The 25,096-nt window shown below is 61.6% G+C and carries 16 protein-coding genes and 1 pseudogene; 5 read left to right on the top strand and 12 right to left on the bottom strand.

Annotation, left to right across the window (positions count from 1 at the left end; translation table 11 throughout):
• Window positions 1–9: 9 nt before the first annotated feature.
• The 9 genes from glgB to ACQY1P_RS19000 form a co-directional block, all read right to left on the bottom strand.
• Window positions 10–2,217, bottom strand: coding sequence for a 1,4-alpha-glucan branching protein GlgB (gene glgB, locus ACQY1P_RS19040; RefSeq protein WP_430254907.1), 2,208 nt, complete (start codon window positions 2,215–2,217; stop codon window positions 10–12).
• Entirely contained in the window at window positions 2,217–4,679 is a 2,463-nt protein-coding gene (locus ACQY1P_RS19035) for a glycogen/starch/alpha-glucan phosphorylase (protein ID WP_062461031.1), read from the bottom strand. Before ACQY1P_RS19035 ends, glgB begins: the two co-directional genes overlap by 1 nt.
• Before the next feature lie 221 nt (window positions 4,680–4,900).
• Window positions 4,901–6,121: a vWA domain-containing protein gene (locus ACQY1P_RS19030; protein ID WP_430254905.1), complete on the bottom strand. Its 1,221-nt coding sequence runs from the start codon at window positions 6,119–6,121 to the stop codon at window positions 4,901–4,903.
• Between the two features lie 136 nt (window positions 6,122–6,257).
• Window positions 6,258–7,136 (bottom strand): transglutaminase family protein, encoded by an 879-nt coding sequence (locus tag ACQY1P_RS19025; protein ID WP_192077638.1) that lies wholly within the window; start codon window positions 7,134–7,136, stop codon window positions 6,258–6,260.
• A 19-nt stretch (window positions 7,137–7,155) separates the two neighbouring features.
• Window positions 7,156–9,597, bottom strand: coding sequence for a circularly permuted type 2 ATP-grasp protein (locus ACQY1P_RS19020; protein WP_430254903.1), 2,442 nt, complete (start codon window positions 9,595–9,597; stop codon window positions 7,156–7,158).
• Window positions 9,598–9,636: 39 nt separating this feature from the next.
• Window positions 9,637–12,996 (bottom strand): DUF2126 domain-containing protein, encoded by a 3,360-nt coding sequence (locus tag ACQY1P_RS19015; protein ID WP_430254901.1) that lies wholly within the window; start codon window positions 12,994–12,996, stop codon window positions 9,637–9,639.
• A gap of 300 nt (window positions 12,997–13,296) precedes the next feature.
• Entirely contained in the window at window positions 13,297–14,088 is a 792-nt protein-coding gene (locus ACQY1P_RS19010; RefSeq protein ID WP_062461891.1) for an ATP-binding cassette domain-containing protein, read from the bottom strand.
• A complete protein-coding gene (locus ACQY1P_RS19005) occupies window positions 14,088–15,167 on the bottom strand; it encodes an ABC transporter permease (protein ID WP_062461017.1) in 1,080 nt (359 codons plus the stop codon). The genes ACQY1P_RS19010 and ACQY1P_RS19005 overlap by 1 nt, the downstream gene beginning before the upstream one ends.
• 190 nt (window positions 15,168–15,357) lie before the next feature.
• Entirely contained in the window at window positions 15,358–16,383 is a 1,026-nt protein-coding gene (locus ACQY1P_RS19000) for a sugar ABC transporter substrate-binding protein (RefSeq protein ID WP_062582192.1), read from the bottom strand.
• 243 nt (window positions 16,384–16,626) lie between these two features.
• Between ACQY1P_RS19000 and ACQY1P_RS18995 the strand changes: the two genes are divergently transcribed.
• The 5 genes and pseudogenes from ACQY1P_RS18995 (at window position 16,627) to ACQY1P_RS18975 (ending at window position 21,116) form a co-directional block, all read left to right on the top strand.
• Window positions 16,627–17,850 (top strand): ROK family transcriptional regulator, encoded by a 1,224-nt coding sequence (locus ACQY1P_RS18995; protein WP_062461012.1) that lies wholly within the window; start codon window positions 16,627–16,629, stop codon window positions 17,848–17,850.
• Between the two features lie 137 nt (window positions 17,851–17,987).
• Complete coding sequence (locus ACQY1P_RS18990; protein ID WP_430254899.1) at window positions 17,988–19,781, top strand: ABC transporter ATP-binding protein/permease; 1,794 nt, start codon at window positions 17,988–17,990, stop codon at window positions 19,779–19,781.
• Window positions 19,782–19,785: 4 nt separating this feature from the next.
• Complete coding sequence (locus ACQY1P_RS18985; protein WP_092659788.1) at window positions 19,786–20,493, top strand: DUF1003 domain-containing protein; 708 nt, start codon at window positions 19,786–19,788, stop codon at window positions 20,491–20,493.
• A 73-nt stretch (window positions 20,494–20,566) separates the two neighbouring features.
• On the top strand, window positions 20,567–20,821 hold the full coding sequence (locus tag ACQY1P_RS18980) for a type II toxin-antitoxin system ParD family antitoxin (protein WP_430256736.1): 255 nt from the start codon (window positions 20,567–20,569) through the stop codon (window positions 20,819–20,821).
• Window positions 20,821–21,116 (top strand): annotated as a pseudogene (locus ACQY1P_RS18975) (type II toxin-antitoxin system RelE/ParE family toxin). The gene ACQY1P_RS18980 and the pseudogene ACQY1P_RS18975 overlap by 1 nt, the downstream one beginning before the upstream one ends.
• Window positions 21,117–21,123: 7 nt before the next feature.
• On the opposite strand, the gene ACQY1P_RS18970 reads toward ACQY1P_RS18975, so the two are convergent.
• The 3 genes from ACQY1P_RS18970 to ACQY1P_RS18960 all read right to left on the bottom strand — a co-directional run bounded on the left by ACQY1P_RS18970 (window position 21,124) and on the right by ACQY1P_RS18960 (window position 25,000).
• Complete coding sequence (locus ACQY1P_RS18970; protein WP_062461885.1) at window positions 21,124–21,966, bottom strand: DMT family transporter; 843 nt, start codon at window positions 21,964–21,966, stop codon at window positions 21,124–21,126.
• A 171-nt stretch (window positions 21,967–22,137) separates the two neighbouring features.
• The gene (locus tag ACQY1P_RS18965; protein WP_430254898.1) at window positions 22,138–22,878 is read right to left on the bottom strand and encodes a pentapeptide repeat-containing protein; all 741 of its coding nucleotides are present in this window, start codon (window positions 22,876–22,878) and stop codon (window positions 22,138–22,140) included.
• Between the two features lie 52 nt (window positions 22,879–22,930).
• Window positions 22,931–25,000, bottom strand: coding sequence for an ATP-dependent helicase (locus tag ACQY1P_RS18960; protein ID WP_430254896.1), 2,070 nt, complete (start codon window positions 24,998–25,000; stop codon window positions 22,931–22,933).
• Window positions 25,001–25,096 lie beyond the last annotated feature (96 nt).

The following is a 25,096-nucleotide window of genomic DNA, read 5'->3' as shown; positions in this document are numbered from 1 at the left end:
TCCCGGTCGTTATTGCAATTCCAGCATGATCGTCGCCAGAGGCGGCAACGTGATGTCGGCGGTGATCGTTCCTCCCGCATTCACCGCCTGCACTCGTCCGCCATTCCCCTTGCCGGTGCCGCCATAGATCTCGGCATCGGTGTTGAGGATTTCCCGCCATCTGCCCTCGCTTGGCAAGGGAATACGGTAATTTTCCCGGTAGACCGGGGTGAAATTCGTGATCACCGCCACCGGCTTTTCCCCCGGCGCCATACGCAGCCAGGCAAACACGGAGTTTTCGGCATCATCGGCAATCAGCCAGCGGAACCCTTCGCTCTCGCAATCGCGGGCATGCAGGGCGGGCTTGGAGCGGTAGCAGAAGTTCAGATCGCGGACGAGACGGCGCATGCCTTCGTGCGGGCTGTATTGCAGCAGGTTCCAGTCCAGCGACCGTTCTTCGCTCCATTCGCTCCACTGGGCAAATTCCTGGCCCATGAACAGCAGCTTCTTGCCGGGATAACCCCACATGAACCCGTAATAGGCGCGCAGATTGGCGAATTTCTGCCAGTCGTCGCCGGCCATCTTGGCAATCAGCGAGCCCTTGCCATGAACGACTTCATCATGGCTGAGGGGCAAGACGAAGTTTTCGGAATAGGCGTAGACCATGCCGAAGGTCATAGTGTTGTGGTGATGCTTGCGGTGAACAGGCTCACGCGCGAGATAGCTCAGCGTGTCATGCATGAAACCCATGTTCCATTTGAACCCGAAGCCGAGACCGCCTTCGTGGACCGGCGCCGAGACCTTGGGCCAGGATGTGGATTCCTCGGCAATGGTCATCACACCGGGATGATTGCCGTAGGAAAGCGCGTTCATCTTCTGCAGGAAGCGCACGGATTCGAGGTTCTCGCGGCCGCCGTATTCGTTCGGCACCCATTCGCCTTCGCGGCGCGAATAGTCGAGATAGAGCATCGAGGCGACCGCATCGACACGCAGGCCATCGAGGTGGAATTTTTCCGACCAGTAGAGCGCGTTGTTGACGAGGTAGGACAGGACTTCGAGCCGGCCGAAATTGTAGATCGCCGTGTTCCAGTCAGGGTGGAAACCCTGGCGCGGATCTTCGTGCTCGTAGAGTGCGGTGCCGTCGAAATGGCGCAGCCCGTGCGCGTCGACCGGGAAGTGGGCGGGCACCCAGTCGAGGATGACGCCGATGCCGACCTTGTGGCAGCCGTTTACGAAACGGGCAAAGCCTTCCGGCTCTCCGAAACGGGCCGACGGCGCGTAGAGGCCGGTGGTCTGATAGCCCCAGGACGGATCATAGGGATGTTCGGTAATCGGAAGGAATTCGATATGGGTAAAACCCATGTCGGTGCAGTAGGGAATGAGTTCGGCGGCAAGCTCGTCCCAGGAGAGGAACGAACCGTCCTGCTTGCGGCGCCATGAGCCGGCGTGAACTTCATAGATCGTGATCGCCTGCCGGCGATGGTCGGCCTTTTCCCAGAATTCGCGATGGGCTTCGTCATCCCACTTCTGCACCAGTTCCGGTGTCGTCATCGATGCCGTCTTGGGGCGCATTTCGGCGCGCCGGGCGTAAGGGTCGGCCTTGAGGGGCAGGACTTCGCCGTCACTGCCGACGACCTCGAACTTGTAGGGTGTGCCGGCCAGGATGTCGGGCGCGAAGATTTCCCAGATGCCGGTGTCTTGACGCAGCCGCATGATGTGGCGGCGGCCATCCCAGGTGTTGAAATCGCCAACGACGGAGACGCGCTTGGCATTCGGTGCCCAGACGGCGAAATGATATCCCTCGACGCCCTCGTGCTTGAGGGGATGGGCGCCCATCTTGTCGAACAGGCGCAGATGCGATCCCTCGCGGACGAAATAATCGTCCATCGGTCCCAGAACCGGGCCGAACGAGTAGGGGTCCGTCACCGCCCACTCGTCATCACCGCGGCGGGCGCGGTAACGGACGGGCTGGCGTTGCGAGGCGGAGACGATGCCTTCGAAATAACCGGCTTCGTGGCGGCAGGTGAGTTCCCCCAGTTCCGTGCCGTTCAGCGCCGTGGCCGTGACGGCCTCGGCGCCGGGGATGAAACAGCGGACCCTGTAGACGTCCCCGACCTTGTGCAGGCCGAGAACGGCAAAGAGGTTTGTATGCCTGCCTTCCAAAATCGCCTCGATCTCGGATAACGGGATTTCTCCAGGAGCTCTCCCGTCATCGAGCGTACGCGGCGCTTTTGTCATCAGGCTCTCCAGATTTCCGACGCGTATTGGCGAATGGTTCTATCGGAGGAGAACCAACCCATGCGGGCGGTGTTGAGAATGGTCTTTGAATACCATGATTTAGGGTCCGACCAGATTTGGTCAACGCTGCGCTGCGCTGCTGCGTAAGCATCGAAGTCGGCGGCAACCATGAACCAGTCGTGATTGTAGATCCCGTCCATCAGGACCGTGAAACGAGACCGGTCATCCGGCGAAAACACGCCTGTCGCGATGGCATTCAGGGCCTGTGCAAGTTCCGGAGACTGGTCGATAACGGCGCGGGGATCGTGGCCCTCGTCGCGGACCTTCTGCACCTCGTCCGCCTTCAGGCCGAAGATGACGATGTTGTCTTCCCCGACATGGTCGCGCATTTCGACATTGGCGCCGTCGAGCGTGCCGATCGTCAGTGCCCCGTTCAGGGCAAACTTCATGTTGCCGGTTCCCGACGCTTCCATGCCGGCCGTCGAGATCTGCTCGGAAAGATCGGCCGCGGGGACCATGATCTCGGCGAGAGACACGTTGTAGTTCGGTATGAAGACGATCTTCAGGAGACCGCGCACCGATGGGTCGTTGTTGATGACGCGAGCCACATCGTTGGCGAGCTTGATGATCAGCTTGGCGTTGTGATAGCTCGGCGCCGCCTTGCCGGCGAACAGTTTGACACGCGGCACCCAGTCAAGTTCCGGATGCGAGCGGATCTGGTCGTAGAGCGCTACCGCCTCGATGATGTTGAGGAGCTGGCGCTTGTATTCGTGGATGCGCTTGATCTGGATGTCGAACATGGCCGACGGATCGAGCCTGATGCCCATGCGGCTGCCGACCAGATTGGCAAGTGCGATCTTGTTGGTGCGCTTGATCGCCGCAAACTTGTCCTGGAACGAGCTGTCGCTTGAGAATTTCTCAAGATCTGTCAGCGCCTCGGTGTCATCAAGGAATTTGTCGCCGATGGCGTCCTGGATCAGCGATGTGAGGCCCGGATTGCACTGCATCAGCCAGCGGCGAGGGGTGATGCCGTTGGTCTTGTTGTTGATGCGGGTGGGATAGAGCGTGTGCAGGTCCTGGAACACGGTGACCTTCATCAGGTCGGTATGCAGGGCCGAGACGCCGTTGATCGAATGCGAGCCGACAAAGGCAAGGTTGCCCATGCGCACGCGGCGCTCGCCGCCCTCGTCGATCAGCGAGATCGAACGGATCTGGGTTTCGGAGAAATTCTTCAGCTTGCGCGCTTCGAGCAAGATCTTGGTGTTGATCGCATAGACGAGCTGCATGTGGCGCGGCAGCAGGCGCTCGAACAACGGGACCGGCCAGCTTTCCAGCGCCTCGGGCAGAAGCGTGTGATTGGTGTAGGAGAAGGTCTTGCGGACGATCTCCCAGCTCTCGTCGAAATCCACGCCGTGGATGTCGACCAGAAGGCGCATCAGTTCTCCGATCGAGATCGCCGGGTGGGTGTCGTTGAGCTGAATCGCGACCTTGTCGGGAAGATTGGTGAAATCCGGATACTGCTGCAGGTGGCGGCGCAGGATGTCCTGGAGCGAGGCCGAGGAGAAGAAGAATTCCTGGCGCAGGCGCAGTTCCTGGCCGGCCGGATTGGCATCGGCCGGGTAGAGGACGCGGGTGAGGCTTTCGGCCTTGTTGCTTTCGCGCAGCGCACCGATGTGGTCGCCGGCGTTGAAGGCATCGAGCAAGATCGGATCGATCGGCTGGGCCGACCAGAGGCGCAGCGTGTTGACGCGCTTGCCACGCCAGCCAACGATCGGCGTGTCGTAGGCCATGGCGATGACGCGTTCGGCCGGCTTCCAGACATAGCGCGGCGCATCGTCGTAACCGCCGACCGTGTCCACCGTGCCGCCGAAGCCGATTTCGTAGGAGCTTTCGCGGCGCTCGAATTCCCAGGGGTTGCCGTGGGCGAGCCAGGTTTCCGGCAGTTCCACCTGCCAGCCATCGGCCATCTGCTGACGGAACAGGCCGTGGACGTAGCGGATGCCGTAGCCATAGGCCGGGATCTCGACGGTTGCCATGCTCTCCATGAAACAGGCGGCGAGACGGCCGAGGCCGCCGTTGCCGAGGGCTGCATCGGGTTCGAGGCCGGCAATGACAGCCACATCGACGCCGAGCGATGTCAGCGCATCGCGAATTTCCGACATCAGGCCGAGATTGCTGACGGCATCGCGCATCAGGCGGCCGATCAGGAATTCCAGCGATAGATAGTAAACGCGCTTCTCGCCTGTCTTGTAGACCTTGCGGGTCGAATCCATCCACCGGTCGATAATGCGGTCGCGCACCACCAGGATCGTTGCTGTCAGCCAGTCATGCGGCTTGGCGACCTGCGCATCCTTGCCGATCCGATAGGTCAGGCGCTCGATGATCTCCTCCGCCATGATTTCAGGCCGGGAGCTGCGTGGTGCCGGAAAGGGGAGTTCGACGTTAGAAGAGGTCTTGTCCATGTCGCGCTAACTTTCTGGTTAAGCGTGAGAATTGCGTCCGATTCGGACCCTCGTTGAAGATCTGGGAAACCAGTTATGCACCGTTACGAAACGCTTGCAACGGGCAATGATATTGGTCTTGAAATATGTCATGGGCATGTAAAATCGCAAAAAAGCAAAACCCCGCCGGTTGGACGGGGTTCTGCAAATAATCAAACGTTCCGAGAGACTTAGACTGCCGCCTAGTTGGTGAGGCGAACCGCAGATTTTGCCGCCTTGTTGGCGATATCGCCGAACGCGTTGACGAGATCGGTCATGTCTTCAGGCTCGTAATAGTAGTCGCTGGCGCTTGCGCAGGTGCTCAGCAGCGACTTGCCCTTGTCCGGCGCCATGAAGGCAACGGTGAAGATCTTGATGCCATCGGCCTTGGCGGTTTCGCACTGGCTGCGCACTGTTCTGTCCAGCGCCGGATTCCAGTTGGCACTTTTGCCGGTCATCTCGCCATCCGTCATCAGCACGATGTAGCGGTTGAAGGTGGCATTGCCCTTGGCCGTATGCGCCGTTGCCTCGGTCGTGTTGCTCGATTTCAGTGCATTCAGTGCGAGGGTCATCGCGCCGCTGGCATCGGTGCCGCCGGTCGGAACGCTTGGAAGCGCCGCCACGTACTTGGCAGCCTCGGTCGTACCCCATGTCATCGGTGTCGGAGACTGCGTCTCATCGGTGTAGGAAACCGCACCGACACGGATCAGCGTATTTTTCGGGTCGGACGTCTTCAGCGACGTGAACAGCCCCGTCGCCGCCGTCTGCAGGGCCTCGATCTTGCGGATGTAGCAGGGCCAGTAGAAGGCGACCGACGGCCACTCAGCGTTGGTGTAGTTGTCACAGTAGGACCGTAGTGTATTCCTGTCGCTGGTGACAAAGGACATCGAGCCGGACCGGTCAAGCGCCAGGTACATCGAGATGCCGTTGGTCGTTTCCGAACTGCTGGATGCCGTGGCCGCAATATTCAGCGTGATGGACTGGCCGCCGATCATGCTGGTGATCGGATTCAGCTTCATCGTGTACTTGGTGTTGAGCGCCACCGTGTAGCCCTTGCTGGAAGCGCTGTTGTTGGTGGTCTTGGCGCTGACGGCGGTGGCCTTGCGGATCGCCTCCTGCTGCGCTGCCTTTTCTTCAGGTGTGGCGTTCGCGTCTATGCCATTGGCAAGGATCTGGCCGGCGAGGTAGTCGGTCGCCAGTTCCTGGGCGTCCTTCTCGTTCATGCCTTTCTGGGCCATCGATGAGGCAGCTGCCAGTGCCGCGGAATCCGCCAGACCCTGCATCTTGCTCTTGATCTGCATGGCATTGGTGAAATCAAGCGCGACGCCCGCCGAACCCAGGAGGATGGGCAGGAGCACCGCTGTCATAAGGCCGAAATTTCCGTCGCGGTTCTTGGCAAACCGCGTCCAAATTGATGCTGTCATCGCACTTACCCCCGTGCCGTAACCGCGCAACTCATTTGCACTAACACGTGGTCTTGATAGCGCGGAGCGGGTGGAGGAACCGCTAAATCAACCTCTAAAAATTGAACCAACACGACGATTCAGCGCCAAAACGGGTCTATCTGACCGGTATCACATCAACCGCCTGGATGATCTTTCGATTTCCGTAACCTTTGAGCACGCCGATGACAGGTGCGATATCGGAATAGTCACGGCCGTAGGCAACCACGATATGGTCGGTGCCGGCCATGATGTCGTTGGTGGGGTCCAGTTCGACATAGCCGACCGCCTCGCCGCACCAGACCTTGACCCAGGCATGCATCGCGTCGGCGCCTTCCAAACGCTCCTTGCCCGGGGGCGGCAGAGTGCGCAGGAAGCCCGAAACATAACCTGCGGGAATGCCGAGGCTGCGCAGCGCCGTGATCATGATATGGGCAAAGTCCTGGCAGACGCCGCGCTTCAGCTTGAAGGCCTCGCGCGGGGTTGTGTCGACCTTGGTCGCCTTGGAGTCATACTTGAAGTCGTCGTAGATGCGGGTGCAGAGCTCCTTTGCAATCTCCAGCACCGTCTGGCCCGGCTTGACGACGTCGCGGGCATAGGCGGCAATCTGCGGATCTTCGGGCAGGCGAGGGCTTGCGCCGGTCAGGTTGTGCGGCGAGCTGCCGTCGACGCTAAGATACGCTGCAAGCTCCCGCCTCAAGCCATCGAGCCGTGGCGACAGATCCGCGGAGATCGTCGGGGTCTCGACCATGACGCGCGCCTGCATACGGATGTCGAACCGCTCATGCGGCGCGCGCAGCAGGATTGAGGTCGCCTGCTGGCCGAAGAAATCGATGAAGGTGGCTTTCTCCTCTGCGTTCGGCGTGACGGTGATCGTGCCTGCAATCAGCCGTTGGCGGCCGGGCAGCGACAGGGGCAGGACCCGGATCACATGCCGTGCGACCGAGGCCGGCTGGTCATAGACATAGCCCATGTGCATGGAGAGGTCGTAAAGCATGGCGTGTCCTCTCTCCCGCTCAGTTGAAATAGGTTCGGGCGAGAATATCGGAAAGCCGTTCAAGCTCTTGCTCGAGCTTGCGATAAACCTCCACATCCATGCCCTCGGGGGTCATGACCGCAAGGCCCGAATGGAGCCGCATCGCTTCCCGGTAGAAGGGCGACATCTGGCCGTTGAGAACGGCATTCGGCAGTTGCTCGACTTCGGTGCGGATCTCGGCCAGCTGGAACAGGATGGAGCGCGGGTTGAGCGGATCGAGCGCCAGGAGGTCGGCGACCGTCAGCCGCGCGGTGTTGACGTTGTAGCGGCGCCGGTGGGTCATGACGCTGTCGCCGATCTCAAGCAGCATGTCGAGCGAACCATCCGGTGCGTCCGGGCCGGACATATGGGCGAGCAGCCGCGTCATATGCAGGCCGCGTTCAAGGTAGCGGCCGATGGAAAGAAAACGCCAGCCGGTGAAACGATACATGTTCTCGTGCACGAGACCGGCAAAACCCGCCAGCTTGCGCAGAAGGATGGTGCTGGCATGGGCGGCATCGTCGCCCGGTTGTGCGGTTTCATGAAAGCGCTTGGTGGTCTTGGCAAGATCCGTGAGGGCCAGCCAGCCATCCGGCGAAAAGCGGTCGCGGATGTTGCTGGCCGAATAGATGGCGCTGTTGAGGTGGGACAGAAGCGGCGCCGGCACGGCCTTCGCCATGTCCATATCGATCGATTTCAGATAACCGGCGACGTCGACCAGAAGCGGCGCGTCGGGATCGGCGGATTCGGCGTATCGCAGGTGCCAGGAGCGCAGGATGCGCAACGCGCCTTCCGAGCGCTCGATATAGCGACCAAGCCAGAACAGATTGTCGGCGGCGCGCGACGGCAGTGAACCCGGCATGTTACGGGTAAAGCTTTCTTCCGGCGGCAGCAGCGTCGGCTTGTCGACGGGCTTGTCGGAAACGATCCAGACATCGGCCGCGGTGCCGCCGGCCTGCATGGCGATTGCGGCCACGTCGTCGCCCGAACCGATACGGGCAAAACCGCCGGGCATAAGCTGCCAGCCATCTTCGGTGCGCGCCGCAAAGACGCGCAGCGACATCGGACGCGGGACCAGCTTGCCATCGACATAGGCAGGCGTTGTCGACAGCGTCACGACTTCCTGGCCGACGAGCTTGGCGCCTTCGCTCGACAGCCATTCACCGATCGATTCTCTTGCGGTCTCTCTCAAGGACGATCCGAGCACCGACTGGCCGTTGTCGTCGAAGAAGGGCAGGCCGGAATAGGCCGGGCCGATGACCATCCGCCCGATATTCTTGGCCACATGGTCCCGCTCGGCCTTCTGGCCGCACCACCAGGTCGCGATCGACGGCATGATCGGTTCTTCGCCGAGCAGGCGGTGGCAGATGGCGGGCATGAAGGCGAGCAGCGCCCGGGTTTCGAGGATACCGGAGCCGAGCGCATTGACGAGTGTCAGCGACCCGGACCGCAGGGCCTGCACCATGCCGGGCGTGCCGATATGGGAGCTCTGGTTCAGTTCCAGCGGATCGGCATAGGAGGCGTCGAGGCGGCGCCAGAGAACGCCGATGGGTTTGAGACCCGCCGCGGTGCGCACCATGACGCGGTTGTTGAGAACGGTCAGGTCCTCGCCTTCCAGCAGCATGAAACCGAGATAGCGGGCGATATAGGCGTGTTCGAAATAGGTTTCGTTGGCGGGGCCGGGGGAAAGAACCGCGATCCGGTCGTCGGGATATTGCTTGTGGCTCTGCAGCGCATCGCGGAAGGCGCCGAAGAAGGAGGCGAGGCGGTGGACATGGCTTTCGGCATAGATATCCGACAGCGCACGCGTGGTGGCGACGCGGTTTTCCAGCGCAAAGCCTGCGCCGGATGGAGCCTGCGTGCGGTCGGCGAGAACCCACCAGTCGCCATCCGGACCGCGGCCGATTTCGAACGAACAGAAATGAAGGTAATGGCCGCTGACCGGCTTTACGCCCACCAGCGGGCGCAGGAATTCCGGGTTGCCGGCGACCAGCTGCGGCGGCAGGAAGCCTTCCTCGACCAGCTTGTTGTCGCCATAGATATCGGCAAGCATCGCTTCGAGAAGGTCGGCGCGCTGCTTGAGGCCGCGTGAGATCTCTTCCCACTCCTTTTCTGCGATCAGAACCGGAATATGGCTGATCGGCCAGGCCCGTTCGCCGCTGCCGCTTCCGGCCGTGGAGCCGGGTGCGGCATAGGTGCGGTAGAACACGCCGGCATCGCGGAGGTAGCGGTCGGCGCGGGCAAACCGTTCGTGCAGCTCGGCTTCCGAGAGACGGCTCAGATGCGCGATCAGGTTCTCCCAGACCGGCTTGATACGACCTTCGGCGTCCAGCATCTCGTCGGTGACGCCGGCCAAGGCCGCGTAGCCGAGGATCGGGTCAATGCCGATCTCGCCAACGCCCGCTTCCGCCTTGGCGCCCTCTGTTGCCGGTCCGTTGGACATGGCTTGCTGTCAACTCCAGTTAAAACCCAGGTGGTTCAGTTAAATCCCGGGTGGCCGGCGCAGATCGAGTGTCAGCGGAAATTCGGGCGACGGCATTTCCTGCATCAAAGCATAACTGCCCGCCGTGTGTCCCCACGGTTCGAACCGTGCGAGCCTTCGCGCTTCCGCTTCGTTGCCATTGACCGGAAAGGTCTCATAGTTGCGACCACCCGGATGGGCAACATGATATATGCAGCCACCGATCGAGCGGCTGGACCATGTATCATAGATATCGAATGTCAGCGGTGTATTTACCGGCAATACCGGATGCAGGCCGGAAGATGGCTGCCAGGCCTTGAAGCGGACGCCGGCGACCGAAACGCCGGATACGCCCGTCGGCGTCAACGGCACGGTGCGGCCGTTGCAGGCGACCGTATAGCGCTGCGGGTTGCTGGTCTCGAGCCGCACCTGCAGGCGCTCCACGGAACTGTCGACATAGCGCACCGTGCCGCCGATCGCGCCCTGTTCGCCCATCACATGCCAGGGCTCCAGCGCCTGGCGCAGTTCCAGCTTGGCGCCTTCGTACTCGACTTCACCGAAGAATGGGAAGCGGAACTCGAGCTGTGCCTCGAACCATTCGGGCCTAAGGTCGAAGCCGTTTTCGCGAAGGTCCGCCAGCACGTCCATGAAATCGGCCCAGATGTAATGGGACAGCATGAACCGGTCCGCCAGCGCCGTGCCCCAGCGGGTAAACCTGCCCTGAACCGGGTTTTTCCAGAAGCGGGCGATCAGTGCCCGCACAAGAAGCTGCTGGGCGAGCGACATGCGCGCATTCGGCGGCATTTCGAAGCCGCGGAATTCGACAAGGCCGAGGCGACCGGTGGGTCCATCGGGGGAAAACAGCTTGTCGATGCAGATTTCCGAACGGTGCGTATTGCCGGTGACGTCGGTCAAAAGGTTGCGGAACAGCCGGTCCACGAGCCATGGCAGCGGTGCTGCACCCTGGCCCGGCATCGGCACCTGCGACATCGCGATTTCGAGCTCGTACATCGAATCGTGACGCGCCTCGTCAAGACGCGGTGCCTGGCTGGTCGGTCCGATGAACAGGCCGGAGAACAGGTAGGACAGCGACGGATGGCGCTGCCAGTGCAGTACGAGGCTTTTCAGCAGGTCCGGACGACGCAGGAACGGGCTGTCGTTCGGGTTGGCGCCGCCGACCACGACGTGGTTGCCGCCGCCGGTGCCCGTATGGCGGCCGTCGATCATGAACTTGTCGGCGCCAAGACGGCTCTGGCGAGCCTCTTCATAGATCGCCGTCGTCGTCTCGACCGTCTCCTTCCAGCTTGCGGCCGGATGGATGTTGACCTCGATGACGCCAGGGTCGGGCGCGACGCGGATGACGTTGATGCGCTCGTCATGCGGCGGCGCGTAGCCTTCGATATGCACGGCGAGACCAAGCTTCGTCGCGGCGTTTTCGGCAGCGGCGATCAGCTCAAGATAGTCCTCGATCTTTTCGACCGGCGGCATGAAGACGCATAGGCGGCCATCGCGCGGCTCGACGGAAATTGCCGTGCGCACAGCGCCGCCGATTTCACCGAGCGTCTGCTCGACGCGGCCGGGATTGACCGGGTCGCCGGCCGTGAACGACTGCTCCGGCATCGCGCGGCCTTCCGTCGCCTCGTGACCGGGCGGGACGATCACGTCGGGCAGGGCGGTGCGGGGGATCGAGGGATCGGCCTCGTGGATATAGGGGAACTGCGATGGCGGGATATAGGGAAGCGTGCCGAGCGGCAGGCGGTAGCCGACGGGGCTGTCGCCGGGCACAAGGAAAATCTTGCCGCGACGGGTGCTCCATTTTTCGCTGATCCAGCGCTTTGCGCCCATGCTGCCGCCTCTCGCGTGCGACTGCCAGGCCTGAACAGGCAGGATATAGCCTGACGGGTTGGTCAGGCCGCGTTCGAAGACGCGGGCGATGCGGTTGCGCTCTTCCGGATCCTTGAGTTTCGAATTGGACGGATCGACATTATCAGGCAGCGAGCCTTCCTTGATGATCCACTCGGCCGGATCCTCATAGGCCGGCACGACCATCTCTTCGCCGATATCGAGTTCCGCTGCGAGTGCGGTCAGGAATTGCTGCGAGTCCTGCTCGCCGCTGCCATAGTCGCGGCCTTCTTCGGCCACCAGATCCGGGTTGCTCCAGATCGGCTTGCCGTCCTTGCGCCAGTAGAGCGAGAAGGTCCAGCGCGGCAGGCTTTCGCCCGGATACCATTTACCCTGGCCGTAATGCAGGAAGCCGCCAGGCGCGAATTTTTCGCGCAGCTTGCGGATGAGGACGTCGGCCTTTTCGCGCTTGGTAGGGCCGACGGCGCCGGTGTTCCATTCGTCGGATTCGAAGTCGTCGATCGACACGAAGGTCGGTTCGCCGCCCATGGTGAGGCGCACGTCCTGGGCTTCCAGCACGCGGTCCACCTGTTCACCGAGATCGTTCAGCGCGTCCCAGCTGTCATCCGAGAAGGGCTTGGTGATGCGCGGATGTTCGGCAACGCGCGTGACGTTCATGGCGAAGTCGAACGACGTGTTCGCCTCGCCGAAGTAACCGCCTGAAATCGGCGCGGCGTTGCGGTAATGGGGCGTGGCGGCCAGCGGAATGTGGCTTTCGCCGGTCAGCAGGCCCGATGTCGGATCAAGGCCGATCCAGCCGGCGCCTGGCAGATAGACTTCGCACCAGGCATGCAGATCGGTGAAATCGACTTCGGTGCCGGAGGGGCCGTCGAGCGCCTTCAGGTCCGGCGTCAGCTGGATGAGGTAGCCGGAGACGAAACGGGCGGCGAAGCCCAGATGGCGCAGGATCTGCACCAGCAGCCAGCTCGAATCGCGGCAGGAACCCATTGCCGAGGTCAGCGTCTGCTCGGGCGTCTGGACGCCGGGTTCCATGCGGATGACATAGCCGATCGCCTGCTGCAGGCGGGCATTGATGCCGACCACCATGTCGACGGTGGGCTGGCCGGGCGACATGTCCAGCGTCTTCAGGTATTCAATGAGCGCCGGTTCCGGCGGCTCAGGCGTGCGGTAGATCGACAGGTCTTCGATAAGGTCGGCCGGATAGGTGAACGGCCAGGCCTGCGCCTCTTCCTCGATGAAGAAGTCGAAGGGATTGTAGACCGTCATGTCGGCGACGAGGTCGACCTCGATCTTGAATTCGGTCACCGGTTCGGGAAACACGAAGCGGGCGAGGTAGTTGCCGTAGGGGTCCTGCTGCAGGTTGACGAAGTGATTCTCCGGCGTGACCTTCAGGGAATGCGACAGCACTTTTGTGCGGGAATGGGCGGCGGGCTTCAGCCGGATGATCTGCGGCCCCATGCGGACCGGCCTGTCATAGCTGTAATGGGTGAGGTGGTAGATGCTCGCCTTGATCGACATTATGCCCCTTGCCGGCCTTGTTAAACGGGCCGTTACGTCATCGTTGCCGCGAGTTTGTGCAATGCATGAAAAGAATGCAAGGCGGGGCAGGCTGTTTTCCCGCTCACGTCGAAAGGTGAGCTCGTTCGGTTTTCGATCGTTGTGCCGGGTAAGGGTCATCCGGCTGAGATTGCCCCTCATCCGCCTACCGGCACCTTCTCCCCGCGGGCGGGGAGAAGGACGCAGGCTGCGCGCTCAGAGTCAGATCAGGGTACGTGCCCACTCCCCGCGAGCGGGGAGTGGGCATTCCCAGGTATTTCGTTAGGCCGCGACGGCTTCCGTCGGGACCTTGGCGCCGGTCATGAAGGCGACCGCGTCGGACATCGTGTAGTCTTTCGGGTTGATGACGGTCAGTCGTTTTCCGAGCCGGTGGATGTGGATACGGTCGGCCACTTCAAAGACATGCGGCATGTTGTGGCTGATCAGCACGATCGGAATGCCGCGCGAGCGCACGTCGAGGATCAGTTCCAGAACCTTGCGGCTTTCCTTGACGCCAAGCGCCGCCGTCGGTTCGTCGAGGATGATCACCTTGGAACCGAAGGCCGCAGCGCGCGCCACAGCGACACCTTGGCGCTGACCGCCCGAGAGCGTCTCGACCGCCTGGTTGATGTTCTGGATGGTCATCAGGCCGAGTTCGGAAAGCTTGCCGCGGGCAAACTTCTCCATGGCGCCATGGTCGAGCTTGCGCAGGTATTTGCCCATGAAACCCTTGCTGCGGATCTCGCGGCCGAGGAACATGTTGTCTGCGATCGACAGCGCCGGCGAGAGCGCGAGGTTCTGGTAGACGGTCTCGATGCCCGCATCGCGGGCTTCGATCGGCGAGCGGAACTGGACCGGCTTGCCTTCCAGCGTGATCTCGCCCTCGTCGGGACGGATCGCGCCTGAGATCGCCTTGATCAGCGACGACTTGCCGGCGCCGTTATCGCCGATGACGGCGAGGATTTCGCCCGGATAGAGGTCGAAATCCGCGTTGTCGAGGGCGGTCACGCGACCGTAGCGCTTGACCAGGCCGCGGGCGGCCAGGATGGGTTGAGTGTTCGGATCGCGTGCCATCAGCCGGCTGCCTTTCTGATCCATTGATCGATTGCGACGGCGGCGATGATCAGCACGCCGATCAGGAGGTAGGTCCACTGCACGTCGGTGCCTAGCATTCGAAGGCCGAACGAGAACACACCGACGATCAGGGCGCCGAACACCATGCCGAGGATCGAGCCGCGGCCACCGAACAGCGATATGCCGCCGATCACCACAGCGGTGATCGATTCGATGTTGGCGAACTGGCCGACAGTCGGGGAAACCGAACCGTTGCGGCCGATTGAGACCCAGCCGGCAAGCGCGCAGATGGTTCCGGCCAGAACGTAGACCGAAATCAGCATGCGCTTGACGTTGACGCCGGACAGCTCTGCCGCTTCAGGATCGTCTCCGACCGCGTAGAGATGTCGGCCCCAGGCGGTCTGATTGAGGACGTACCAGAGGACGGCGACCAGCAGCACCATCGCGACGACACCGAAGGTGAACACCGCACCGCCGACCTTGAACGTCGTGCCGAGGAACTGCAGAAGCGGAGCCGTCGCCTCGATTTCCTGCGAGCGGATCGTCTCGTTGGAGGAATAGAGGAAGTTGGTGGCAAGCACGATCTGCCACATGCCGAGCGTGACGATGAAGGGCGGCAGTTTCACGCGGGCGATCAGGAAGCCGTTGATGAAGCCGCAAATCGCGCCGACCGCGAAGCCGCAGGGAATTGCGATTTCAACAGGAACTCCGTAGCGGAAGACCATCTGGCCCATGACCACAGAGGAGAGGACCATGATGGCGCCGACCGAAAGATCGATGCCGGCGGTCATGATGACAAGTGTTTGCGCCGCGCCGATAATGCCGGTGATTGCCACCTGCTGCAGGATCAGCGTCAGGGAGAAGGCGTTGAAGAATTTTCCGCCGAGAAGGATGCCGAACACCAGCAGGGCTGCGACGAGGACGATCAGCGAAACCGCCGACGGACTGGTGTGCAGGAAGTGCTGGAATTTCTGGACTGGCGTTTTCTTGTCGCCGTCGAAGGACGCGACGTCGGTCGAACTGTCCTTCAGAACCTTTTCGTAGTCATGATGCGGCGATGCCGCCGTTGGCTCGGTCATGGATGTTCCTCCGAGAAATTCCGTTGTCGCTCGACAGTGAGAGACCCTCTCCGGCCTACCGGCCATCTCTCCCACCCCGGTGGGAGAAGACTTGCGGCGGACGCAGGGATTGTCTGAGCGGTTGCCGCCGGATCAAGCCCTCCCCGTTGCGGGGAGGGTAATGGTTTGATCTTTCAAATGCAGGTGGGGATCAGCCCCAGCACTTGTTCAGACCTTCCTTGGTGTCGATCGACTTGATCGCGGGAACCGGCTTGTCGGTCACGAGGGTCACGCCGGTGTCGAAGAAATCCTTGCCGGCAGTCGGCTTCGGCTTTTCACCGGTATCGGCGAACTTCTTGATCGCCTCGATGCCGAGCGACGCCATCTGCAGCGGATACTGCTGCGAGGTTGCACCGATGACACCGCCGGCAACGTTCTTGACGCCTGGGCAGCCGCCGTCGACGGAGACCAGAAGCACGTCCTTCTCACGTCCGACGGCCTTCAGCGCTTCATAGGCGCCGGCTGCTGCCGGTTCGTTGATCGTGTGGACGACGTTGATGGTTGGATCCTTCTGGAGAAGGTTTTCCATCGCGGTGCGACCGCCTTCTTCATTGCCGTTGGTCACGTCATGGCCGACGATGCGCGGATCGTCTTCGTCGCCGATCTTGTTCGGATCCTTCGGATCGATGCCGAAACCGATCATGAAGCCCTGGTCGCGCAGGATGTCGACGGAAGGCTGCGACGGGGTAAGGTCGAGGAAGGCCACCTTGGCTTCCTTGGCCTTGTCGCCGAGCGTTTCCTTGGCCCATTGGCCAATCAGCTTGCCGGCCAGAAGGTTGTCGGTCGCAAACGTCATGTCGGCCGCGTTGATCGGCTCCAGCGGCGTGTCGAGGGCGATGATCAGCATGCCGGCGTCGCGAGCCTTCTTGAGGTTCGGCACGATGCCCTTGGTGTCGGACGCGGTGATCAGGATACCCTTGGCGCCATCGGCGATGCAGGTTTCGATCGCGGCAACCTGGCTTTCGGAATCGCCATCGATCTTGCCGGCATAGGATTTCAGCGTGACGCCGAGTTCCTTGGCTTTCGCGGTCGCACCGTCCTTCATCTTCACGAAGAACGGATTGGTATCTGTCTTGGTGATGAGGCAGGCGGAGACGTCGGCTGCGTGCGCCGGAGCGGAAAACGCAACGCCGAGGACAAGCGCCGCAAAGGCGCCAGAAAGCACAGTCTTTTTCATGATATCTCCTCCCGAGAGATCTTTTCCCCAAGCTTGGGGCGATTGATGCAAATGTTCAGAAACACCGGGTGCCATCGAATTCGACGAGCGCCGTCTCCAAGCCTCCCATGTCCTCTGCAGCCCGGATTAAGACCAGTTTTCCATGAGCTGTCAATAATTAATTCCGATTGAATTATTTATCCACGGTGGCATATTCGGCATGCGTGGAGCGACGATCCACGGCGAGTTTCGGGAGGAGTTCCAATGTCGATCGCGGGAAGTACCGCGACAGGGTCGATGCCGCTCGGCAGTTTTTCGGGCGGATCGAACCAGGTTCGCGTGCGTGCCTATAACGAGAGGCTGGTCCTTTCGCTTGTTCGCATGCACGGCGAAATGTCGAAGGCGGACATTACCCGCGCCAGCGGACTGTCGGCGCAGACTGTGTCGGTGATCATGCGATCGCTCGAAAAGGACGGGCTTCTGCTGCGCGGCGAACCGATCCGCGGCCGGGTGGGGCAGCCGTCGGTCCCGATGCGGCTCAATCCCGATGCCGTGTTTTCCTTCGGGGTGAAAATCGGCCGGCGCAGCGCCGATCTGGTGCTGATGGATTTCGTCGGGCAGATCCGGATGCATCATCACGAAACCTACGCCTACCCAGTGCCGCAGAAGATCATCGAGATCATCGGCAAGGGGATCGGCAGGCTCGAGGGCCAGCTCAGCATGGTCGAGCGTGAGCGGATCGCCGGCATCGGGATCTCGGCGCCGTTCGAACTGTGGAACTGGGCAGACGAGGTCGGCGCGCCTGCGGGCGCGATGGACCTCTGGCGCGATTTCGACCTGCAGCAGGAGGTCTCCGCCTCGACCAAGCATGCCGTCTACCTGCAGAACGACGCGACCAGCGCCTGCGGTGCGGAGCTGGTGTTCGGGATCGGTCCGTCCTATCCGGACTTCGTCTATTTCTTCATCGGGTCATTTATCGGCGGCGGCATCGTTCTGAACTCCGCGGTGTTTTCCGGCCGTACCGGGACGGCAGGCGCCGTCGCGCCACTTCCGGTGCGCGGCAGGGACGGTTCAACCCGGCAGTTGCTCGACGTCGCTTCAATTTTCGTTCTCGAGAACATGCTGAAGGAAAAGGGGATCGATCCGGAGCCGCTCTGGTATTCGGCCGACGAATGGATCGATTTCGGCGCGCCGCTCGATCTGTGGATCGGCGAGACGGCGGCAGCGCTTGCCCAGGCCATCATTGCCAGCGCCTCGATCATCGATTTCGGGGCTGCCGTGATCGATGGCGGCTTTCCGTCATGGGTGCGCAAGCGGATCGTCACCGAGACGATCGAGGCCGTCAAGCGGCTGGACCTGCAAGGTGTCATCATCCCCGATATCATCGAGGGCAAGGTCGGCAGCCACGCCCGCGCCATCGGCGGCGCCAGCCTGCCGATCTTTGCGAAATACCTCACCGATCCGAGTGTGCTGTTCAAGGCGATGTGACGAGGGGACGTCCGCATTCGATCGTGGGACGCTCGACGCTGTTCCCGGTCAGCCGTGAACGGCACGCCTTTCTCGCACCTTCGCAATTCCCTTGTGGTAGTTAGGACTCGACACAGACAGGCAGGAGCCGGCGGCAGATGGTGAATTCGCAAGATAAGGCGGAGCCCTATGAACTTCCTCTGTCTGGCCAGCTCAAAATGATGACAGGGGCGTTCTGGGCGTCCCCGGTGCGCAATCCCGTTCTCGCGCTCACGGCCGCGCTGCTCTGCGTCATCTTTGCGACCACCTACGCCACCTATCGGCTGAACGAGTGGAACGGACCGTTCTACGATGCCTTGGCGCGGCGCGACATGCCCGAATTCCTCCACCAGCTTGTGGTGTTCGGAGTCCTCGCCTCGCTCCTGACACTGCTCAACGTCATCCAGCAATGGCTGAACCAGATCGCCGCGATGCGGATGCGAGAAGGGCTGGCCCGCGATCTCGCCGATGTCTGGCTGACGCCGGGGCGGGCCCTGAAGCTTGCCGGTGCCGGCGCGATCGCCGACAATCCGGACCAGAGACTGCACGAGGACACCCGCATCCTGGCCGAGAACACGACGTCACTGTCGATCGGCCTCGTCAATTCGACCATTCTTCTTGCAAGTTTCATCGGCGTGCTATGGGCGATCTCGACTGATTTTGGCCTGCAGATCGGCGGTCGTACCATCGTCATTCCCGGCTATATGCTGTGGGCGACGATCCTCTACGCCCTTTTCGGATCCGTCATGAGCAACGTCGTCGGCAGCCGGCTGGCGCGACTGAATGCGCAGCGCTATGCCCGCGAGGCTGATCTGCGCGCGACCCTTGTCCGGGCGAACGAGAACATGAAGCCGATCACGCTTGCGCGCGGCGAGGAAAGCGAGCTTTTTCGCGTTCACGCCGCAATCGATGGTGTGCTCGGCATGCTGCGCAAGCTTGCCTGGGCGCTCACTAACCTGACCTGGGTGTCGGCCGGTTTCGGTTGGCTGGCGTTGGTGGCGCCGATCATCATTGCCTCGCCGATGTATTTTTCCGGCAATCTTTCGTTCGGCGGTCTGATGATGGCGGTCGGCGCCTTCAACCAGGTCAACCAGGCGCTGCGCTGGTATGTGGCGAATTTCAGCGTCATCGCCGACTGGCGGGCGACGCTCGGCCGTGTCTCCTCGTTCCGCAATGCCCTGGTTTCGATGGATACGCCGGCGATGGAAGGCTCCGTCCTCACCTACCGGAAAAGCGATGGGGAGGACGTGCTGTCCGTCACCGACCTTGCGGTCTTCGGCGAACCCGACAAGGGTGGGGACGGCCATGGCATCAGGGTCGCGGAAGGCGCCTTCACCATCCGACCCGGCGAGCGCGTGCTGATCAACGGCAATCCGGGGACAGACCGGCATCTTCTGTTCCAGGCACTGTCCGGTATCTGGCCCTGGGGCAAGGGCGAGATCCGACTGCCGGCCGCAGATCGGATGATCATGATGCCGCAGGAAGGTTATCTGCCGACCGCATCACTGCGCGAGGTCATGACCTATCCGGCGACTGGGCCTGCTGGCATGCGCGATGGCATTCCCGACATGACCGACGCGGCGCTGGCGCAAGCGTTGGAGAAAGTCGGTCTGCATCGGCTCGTCGATAAACTCGACGAGGTGGAGCGATGGGACCGGCTGCTCGACAAGGACGAGGAAGTGGCGCTGCAGATCGCCAATGCCGTGCTTCGAAAGCCGGACTGGCTGATCATGGACGACGTCCTGGAAGGGCTCGAACCGGAGACGCAGGCGCTGTTGCTCGACGTGCTGGCCGGGCTTACCGGCTCGACACTGATCTATATCGGCCGCTCCGACGTGTTTTCGGACAGATTTTCACCAAAGGTATTTCATCTGGCGCCGCTCCTGGCTGTCGATACGAAGAACGAGGCTTGAGACAATGGGTAAGCATGCTTCTCAAACGACAGGGAGAACCGGGCAATGCCTCATCTGCGGTCGCACGTTTGCGGTATCGAAGCTTCACAAGGCGGGCACTCTAAGGCCGCATCTCTTCGAGATGATCGCGGAGGAGGTAAAGACCTGTAGCGCCGACAGTCTGATCTGCGACGAGGATCTGGCGCGCTTCAGGCGGCGCTACGTGGAGGCACTGCTGGAAGAGGAGCGGGGCGAGATCACCGAGCTCGACGCCCGCGTGCTCGACAGTTTCGAAAAGGGAACGCTCACGGTTCAGGCGGGCGCGCCCGCCGCAATCGACCAGGCGGAAACGTTCGGGGAAAGGGTCGCCGACAGGGTCGCCGCCTTCGGAGGCTCCTGGACTTTCATCCTGTCCTTTTTAGCCGTGCTGGTTTTGTGGATGGCGCTCAACGTGGTTGGTCTGTCCGCCGATCCGTTCGACCCCTATCCGTTCATCCTGCTCAATCTCGTCCTGTCCTCGCTTGCCGCCCTGCAGGCACCCGTCATCATGATGAGCCAGAGGCGGCAGGAGGACAAGGACCGGCTGCGCAGCGAAAACGACTACATGGTCAACCTTCGAGCCGAACTCGAAATCCGCCAGCTGCATGAAAAGATCGATCACCAGATGGCCAAGCAGTGGGAACGGCTCGCAGAACTCCAGCAGATCCAGATCGAGTTGCTGGAGAAGCGGTGACGAGTTGCGCGAGGGGATACGCTTTACGTGGATGTCGAAGATTGATAATTTCGGTGAAACAAGGGTGGATCTTATGCCTTCCAGTTATGAACTCGGCCCCCATTACGAAAGCTTCGTGCGCAAACTGGTGGAAAGCGGACGCTATGCGAGCGAAAGCGAGGTCATGCGCGATAGCCTTCGCCTGCTCGAAGAGATGGAGGAGCACGGCAAGGCTGGGCTCGATGCACTGAAGGCGGATATCCGCACCGGTATCGAGAGCGGGCCGGGCATTCCGGCAGATGACGTCTTCGATCGGCTCGAAGTCAGATATGGCGGACGCCGCTCCTGATGCGCGTACTGTTTGCCCCTTCCGCCTCGAAAGATCTGGAAGAGGTTGGCGACTACATTGCCCTGAAAAATCCGGCCGCGGCGTACCGTTTTATCGCCGAGTTGCGGAACCACTGCGAACGTCTTTCAGAGACACCATACAGGGGACGGCTCGGCCGGAACTATCAGCCGGGCTTCGTTGCATCCACTTCAAACGGTACGTGATGTTCTACACCGTGTCCCAGGATGGTGTGAGAATTGAGCGCATCCTGCACGGCGCGCGCGATATCCCCTCAGCATTCAAGGAACAAGACTAAACCGATCTCACGGCGGAGTCTGTTGGATTCTTCCGGCGTTCGGGCGTCGGAGGTTGAAGAGGTTGCCGGCGAGGATGAGGATTGCGCCGGCGGCGGTCAGGCCGTCGATGGCTTCGGCGTAGAGAAGGTAGCCGATGAGGGCCGAGGCCGGCACGCGGAGATAATCCATCGGCATCGCCACCGTCGCATCGGCATAAGACAGCGCCTTTGCCATGCAGTAATGCGCGAATGTCCCGGTGAACGCGATCAGGAAGATCCACGGCCAGATCCCCGCGGACGGCCAGGTCCATACCCGGAGCGCCGGGATCAGCCCGATGATCGACTGGATGATCAGCATCCAGAAGATGATCTTGGTGGCGCTGTCGGTGCGCGTCAGGAGCTTGGTGGTGATGAAGGAGATGGCGAAGAAGAAGGCAGCGCCCAGCACGATCAGGTGGCCGGGGTTGAGCGGGGCGGCGCCTGGCCGCAGGATCAGAAGCACGCCGGCGAGCCCGAAGCCGATCGCCGCACCCTTGCGCCATGTCAGCTTCTCCCCGAGGAAAGCCGCTGCCATCAGCGCCGCCCAGATCGGGGCGGTGAATTCGATGGCGATGACCTGCGCGAGCGGGATCAGCGTCAGGCCCATCAGCCAGGCGAACTGGCCGATATAGTGGGCGACGTTGCGGCCGATATGGGCCGGCAGGATGGTGGTCCGCATGGCTTTGAAGCCGCCCTCGCGAAACACCAGCGGCAAAAGCATGAAGAAGGCGATGATCGAGCGCATTTCCATCACCTGGAAGACGTCGATCTCGCGGGTGATGATCCGGCCGGAAATCGCCATCAGCAGCAGCAGGCTGATCGACGTCAGCATCCACGCTGCAGCCTTCTTCGTCGACGGGGCCGGCTGGGCTGACGACGTCGCCCGCGAGGCCCTTGCCGATTGATTGCTGTCCACTTCAGTCTCCTTCGACGCAGAACGGTCGCTCTAATGCTTTTTCGGTTTGAAAGGAAAGCCTTTCCGCCCACCGGTTGTGTCTGCTGCTTATCCCGACGTCAGAATTCCCATCGAGCGGAGCAGGTTTTCGTGCTGGTCGCGGCTGACAGTCATGCCCTTGAACGACGCCATGGCTGCAAGATCCATCTCGTCGAAGGTCGCCTGCGAGAGGTTGGCGAAATCAAGCGTCGCGCCGGTGAAATCGATATTGTTGAGGCTCGATCCCATCAGGCTGACGCGGCTGAGATTGCTTTCGACAAACGAGCAGTCTCTGAGATCGCAGCTCTCGAACCGGCTCTCTTCGTAGCTTGAGGCCGCAAACACCGCGTACTGCAGCTTGCAACGCTGTAAGACGACGCCGCCAAACATCATGCGCTTGCTGATCTTGCGATGAACCTCGGCGTCGAACTGCAGACCGACGGCCGACGAATCGGTGATCTCGAGCAGGAAGGCTTCGCATTTGACGATGCGGTTGTTGGAAAGGTTGCAGGCCTTAAACTTCGCCTCGTTGAGGTCGCAGTAATTCCACGCAGATCCTGCCTGCGTTTCGCGATCGACGAAGATGCAGTTGAAAAACTCGGCTTCCTTGAAGGAGCAGTTGGAAAAGCTGCAGCCGATGAATTCGCATTCTCTGATCTTCGCGCCGTCGAAGACGCAGTCGTTGAACCGGCAATCCGAAAATTTCGATTCGGACGTGATGAAATCGGACAGGTCTTCGGATGCAAATCGGAGGCCGATGACCGGCTCCTTCATCGAGAATGCGGTTTCAAGCGACGATATTTCCAACACGCAATCTCCATTGTCAGGCAGCTTGCCTATACGTTCGCGCAACTTGTGACGGTCACCGCCACATCCCGCGCATTCTTGCGGTTACGTCGATGCGGATCTGGTGGCGGGCCTGGCGTTCGGCTTCGGTCATCTGCGCCACCACCGGCCAGGCGGTGCTTTCGAAGAACTGCAGCAGCGTTGCCGGGATGAAGCGGGAGCGCGAGGCGTAGACGTGTCGGTCGCCTTGGGAATGCTGGCCGTGGGTAAAGAAACGCTGCGGCGTGATCAGGTGAAGGTGATCCTTCGCGCGCGTCATCGCCACGTAGAGCAGCCGCCGTTCCTCCTCGATTTCGGCTGTCGTGCCGGTGCCGAGATCGGAGGGAATGCAGCCGTCGACACAGTTGAGCAGGAAAACCGAGCGCCATTCCTGGCCCTTGGCGGAATGGATGGTCGAAAGGATCAGGTAATCCTCGTCCAGCAGCGGAACGCCGGCCTGATCGCTCGTCGCATCCGGCGGATCGAGCGTCAGTTCGGTGAGGAAGCGTTCGCGCGACGCGTAGCCCGAGGCGATCTGCTCCAGTTGCAGAAGGTCGGCCTTGCGGGTGTCGGCATCTTCGTGGATGCGGCTAAGATGCGGCTCGTACCATTGGCGGGCGAGACCGATTTCGGAAGGCCAGCCTTCGCTTTTCCTGACGGCGCCAAGCATCTCGACAAAGGCCGGCCAGTCTTCGCCGGACCTTGGAGGCGAGGGAATTTCCTGCAGTGCGGCCAGCGGTTCCGGATCGGCCGCGATCGCATCGAGGATCTTCGCCGCCGTTTGCGGGCCGATGCCTGGAATGAGCTGCAGAAGCCGAAAACCCGCAACCCGGTCGCGCGGGTTCTGGGCAAAGCGCAAAGCCGCCAGCATGTCCTTGACATGGGCGCTATCGAGGAATTTCAGGCCGCCGAACTTGACGAAGGGAATGTTGCGGCGGGTCAGTTCCACTTCCAGCGGGCCGGAATGGTGCGAGGCACGAAACAGCACGGCCTGCTGTTTCAGCAGCATGCCGGTTTCGCGGTTCTCGAGGATCTTTTCCACGATATAGCTCGCCTGTTCGGTCTCGTCCTTGACGGTGACCAGACGCGGCCGCTCCTCCGACTGGCGGTCACTCCAGAGGTTTTTCGTAAACCGCTCGCGAGCAAGTTCGATGACGCCGTTGGCCGCTGCCAGAATGGTGGTGGTCGAGCGGTAGTTGCGGTCGAGCGTGACGATGTTGGCGGGCGGATCGAAGGTCGCGGGGAAATCGAGGATGTTGCGGATCGTGGCGGCGCGGAACGAGTAGATCGACTGGGCGTCGTCGCCCACCACCGTCAGCCCGCGGCCGCCGGGCTTCATCGCCATCAGGATCGAGGCTTGCAGCCGGTTGGTGTCCTGGTATTCGTCGACCATGACGTGATCGAACCGTTCGCCGACATCCTGTGCGATCAGCGGCTCGCTCATCATCTGCGCCCAGTAGAGCAGGAGATCGTCGTAATCGAGCACGTTCTGCGCCTGCTTGGCGTCCACATAGGAGGCAAACAGATCGCGCAGCTGCGGTTCCCAGGCAAGGCACCACGGGAAGGAGGTCTTCAGGACCTCGTCCAGCGGCGTCTCGGAATTGACGGCGCGCGAATAGATCGCAAGGCAGGTGCCCTTGGTCGGAAACCGGCTTTCCATCTTGGAGAAGCCGAGCTCGTGGCGAACGAGGTTCATCAGGTCGGCGGAATCCTCACGGTCGTGGATGGTGAATTCCTGGTCGAGGCCGATCTGTTCGGCATAGATCCGCAACAGCCTTGCGCCGATGCCGTGAAACGTGCCGGCCCAGGCGAGCGCATCGGTCATGACGCCGGACTTCGCCCCCATCACTTCGCGGCAGATGCGCTGGACGCGGCGGCCCATTTCGGAGGCCGCACGGCGGGAAAACGTCATCAGCAGCAGGCGGCGCGGATCGGCGCCCGACACAATCAGGTGGGCGACGCGATGGGCAAGCGTGTTGGTCTTGCCGGAGCCTGCGCCTGCAATGACCAGAAGCGGTCCGGCAGCGCCGCCATCCGGCACGTCCGAACCATGCTCGACCGCGCGGCGCTGGGCCTCGTTCAATTTTTCCAGATAAGCAACCGACATTCAGTTTCCGCGGCTTGTTCTTGATGTGTTCGTTTCAGCTCTACCTGATTCGCCGGCATTTGCCGCAATCGGTCTCCATCCCCGTTCGATTCTTAA

This window comes from Neorhizobium sp. DAR64872/K0K18 (assembly GCF_050500175.1).
Lineage (GTDB): Bacteria > Pseudomonadota > Alphaproteobacteria > Rhizobiales > Rhizobiaceae > Neorhizobium > Neorhizobium soli.
Note: the sequence above shows the minus strand (reverse complement) of the source record. Positions and strands in the feature narration are given on the sequence as shown.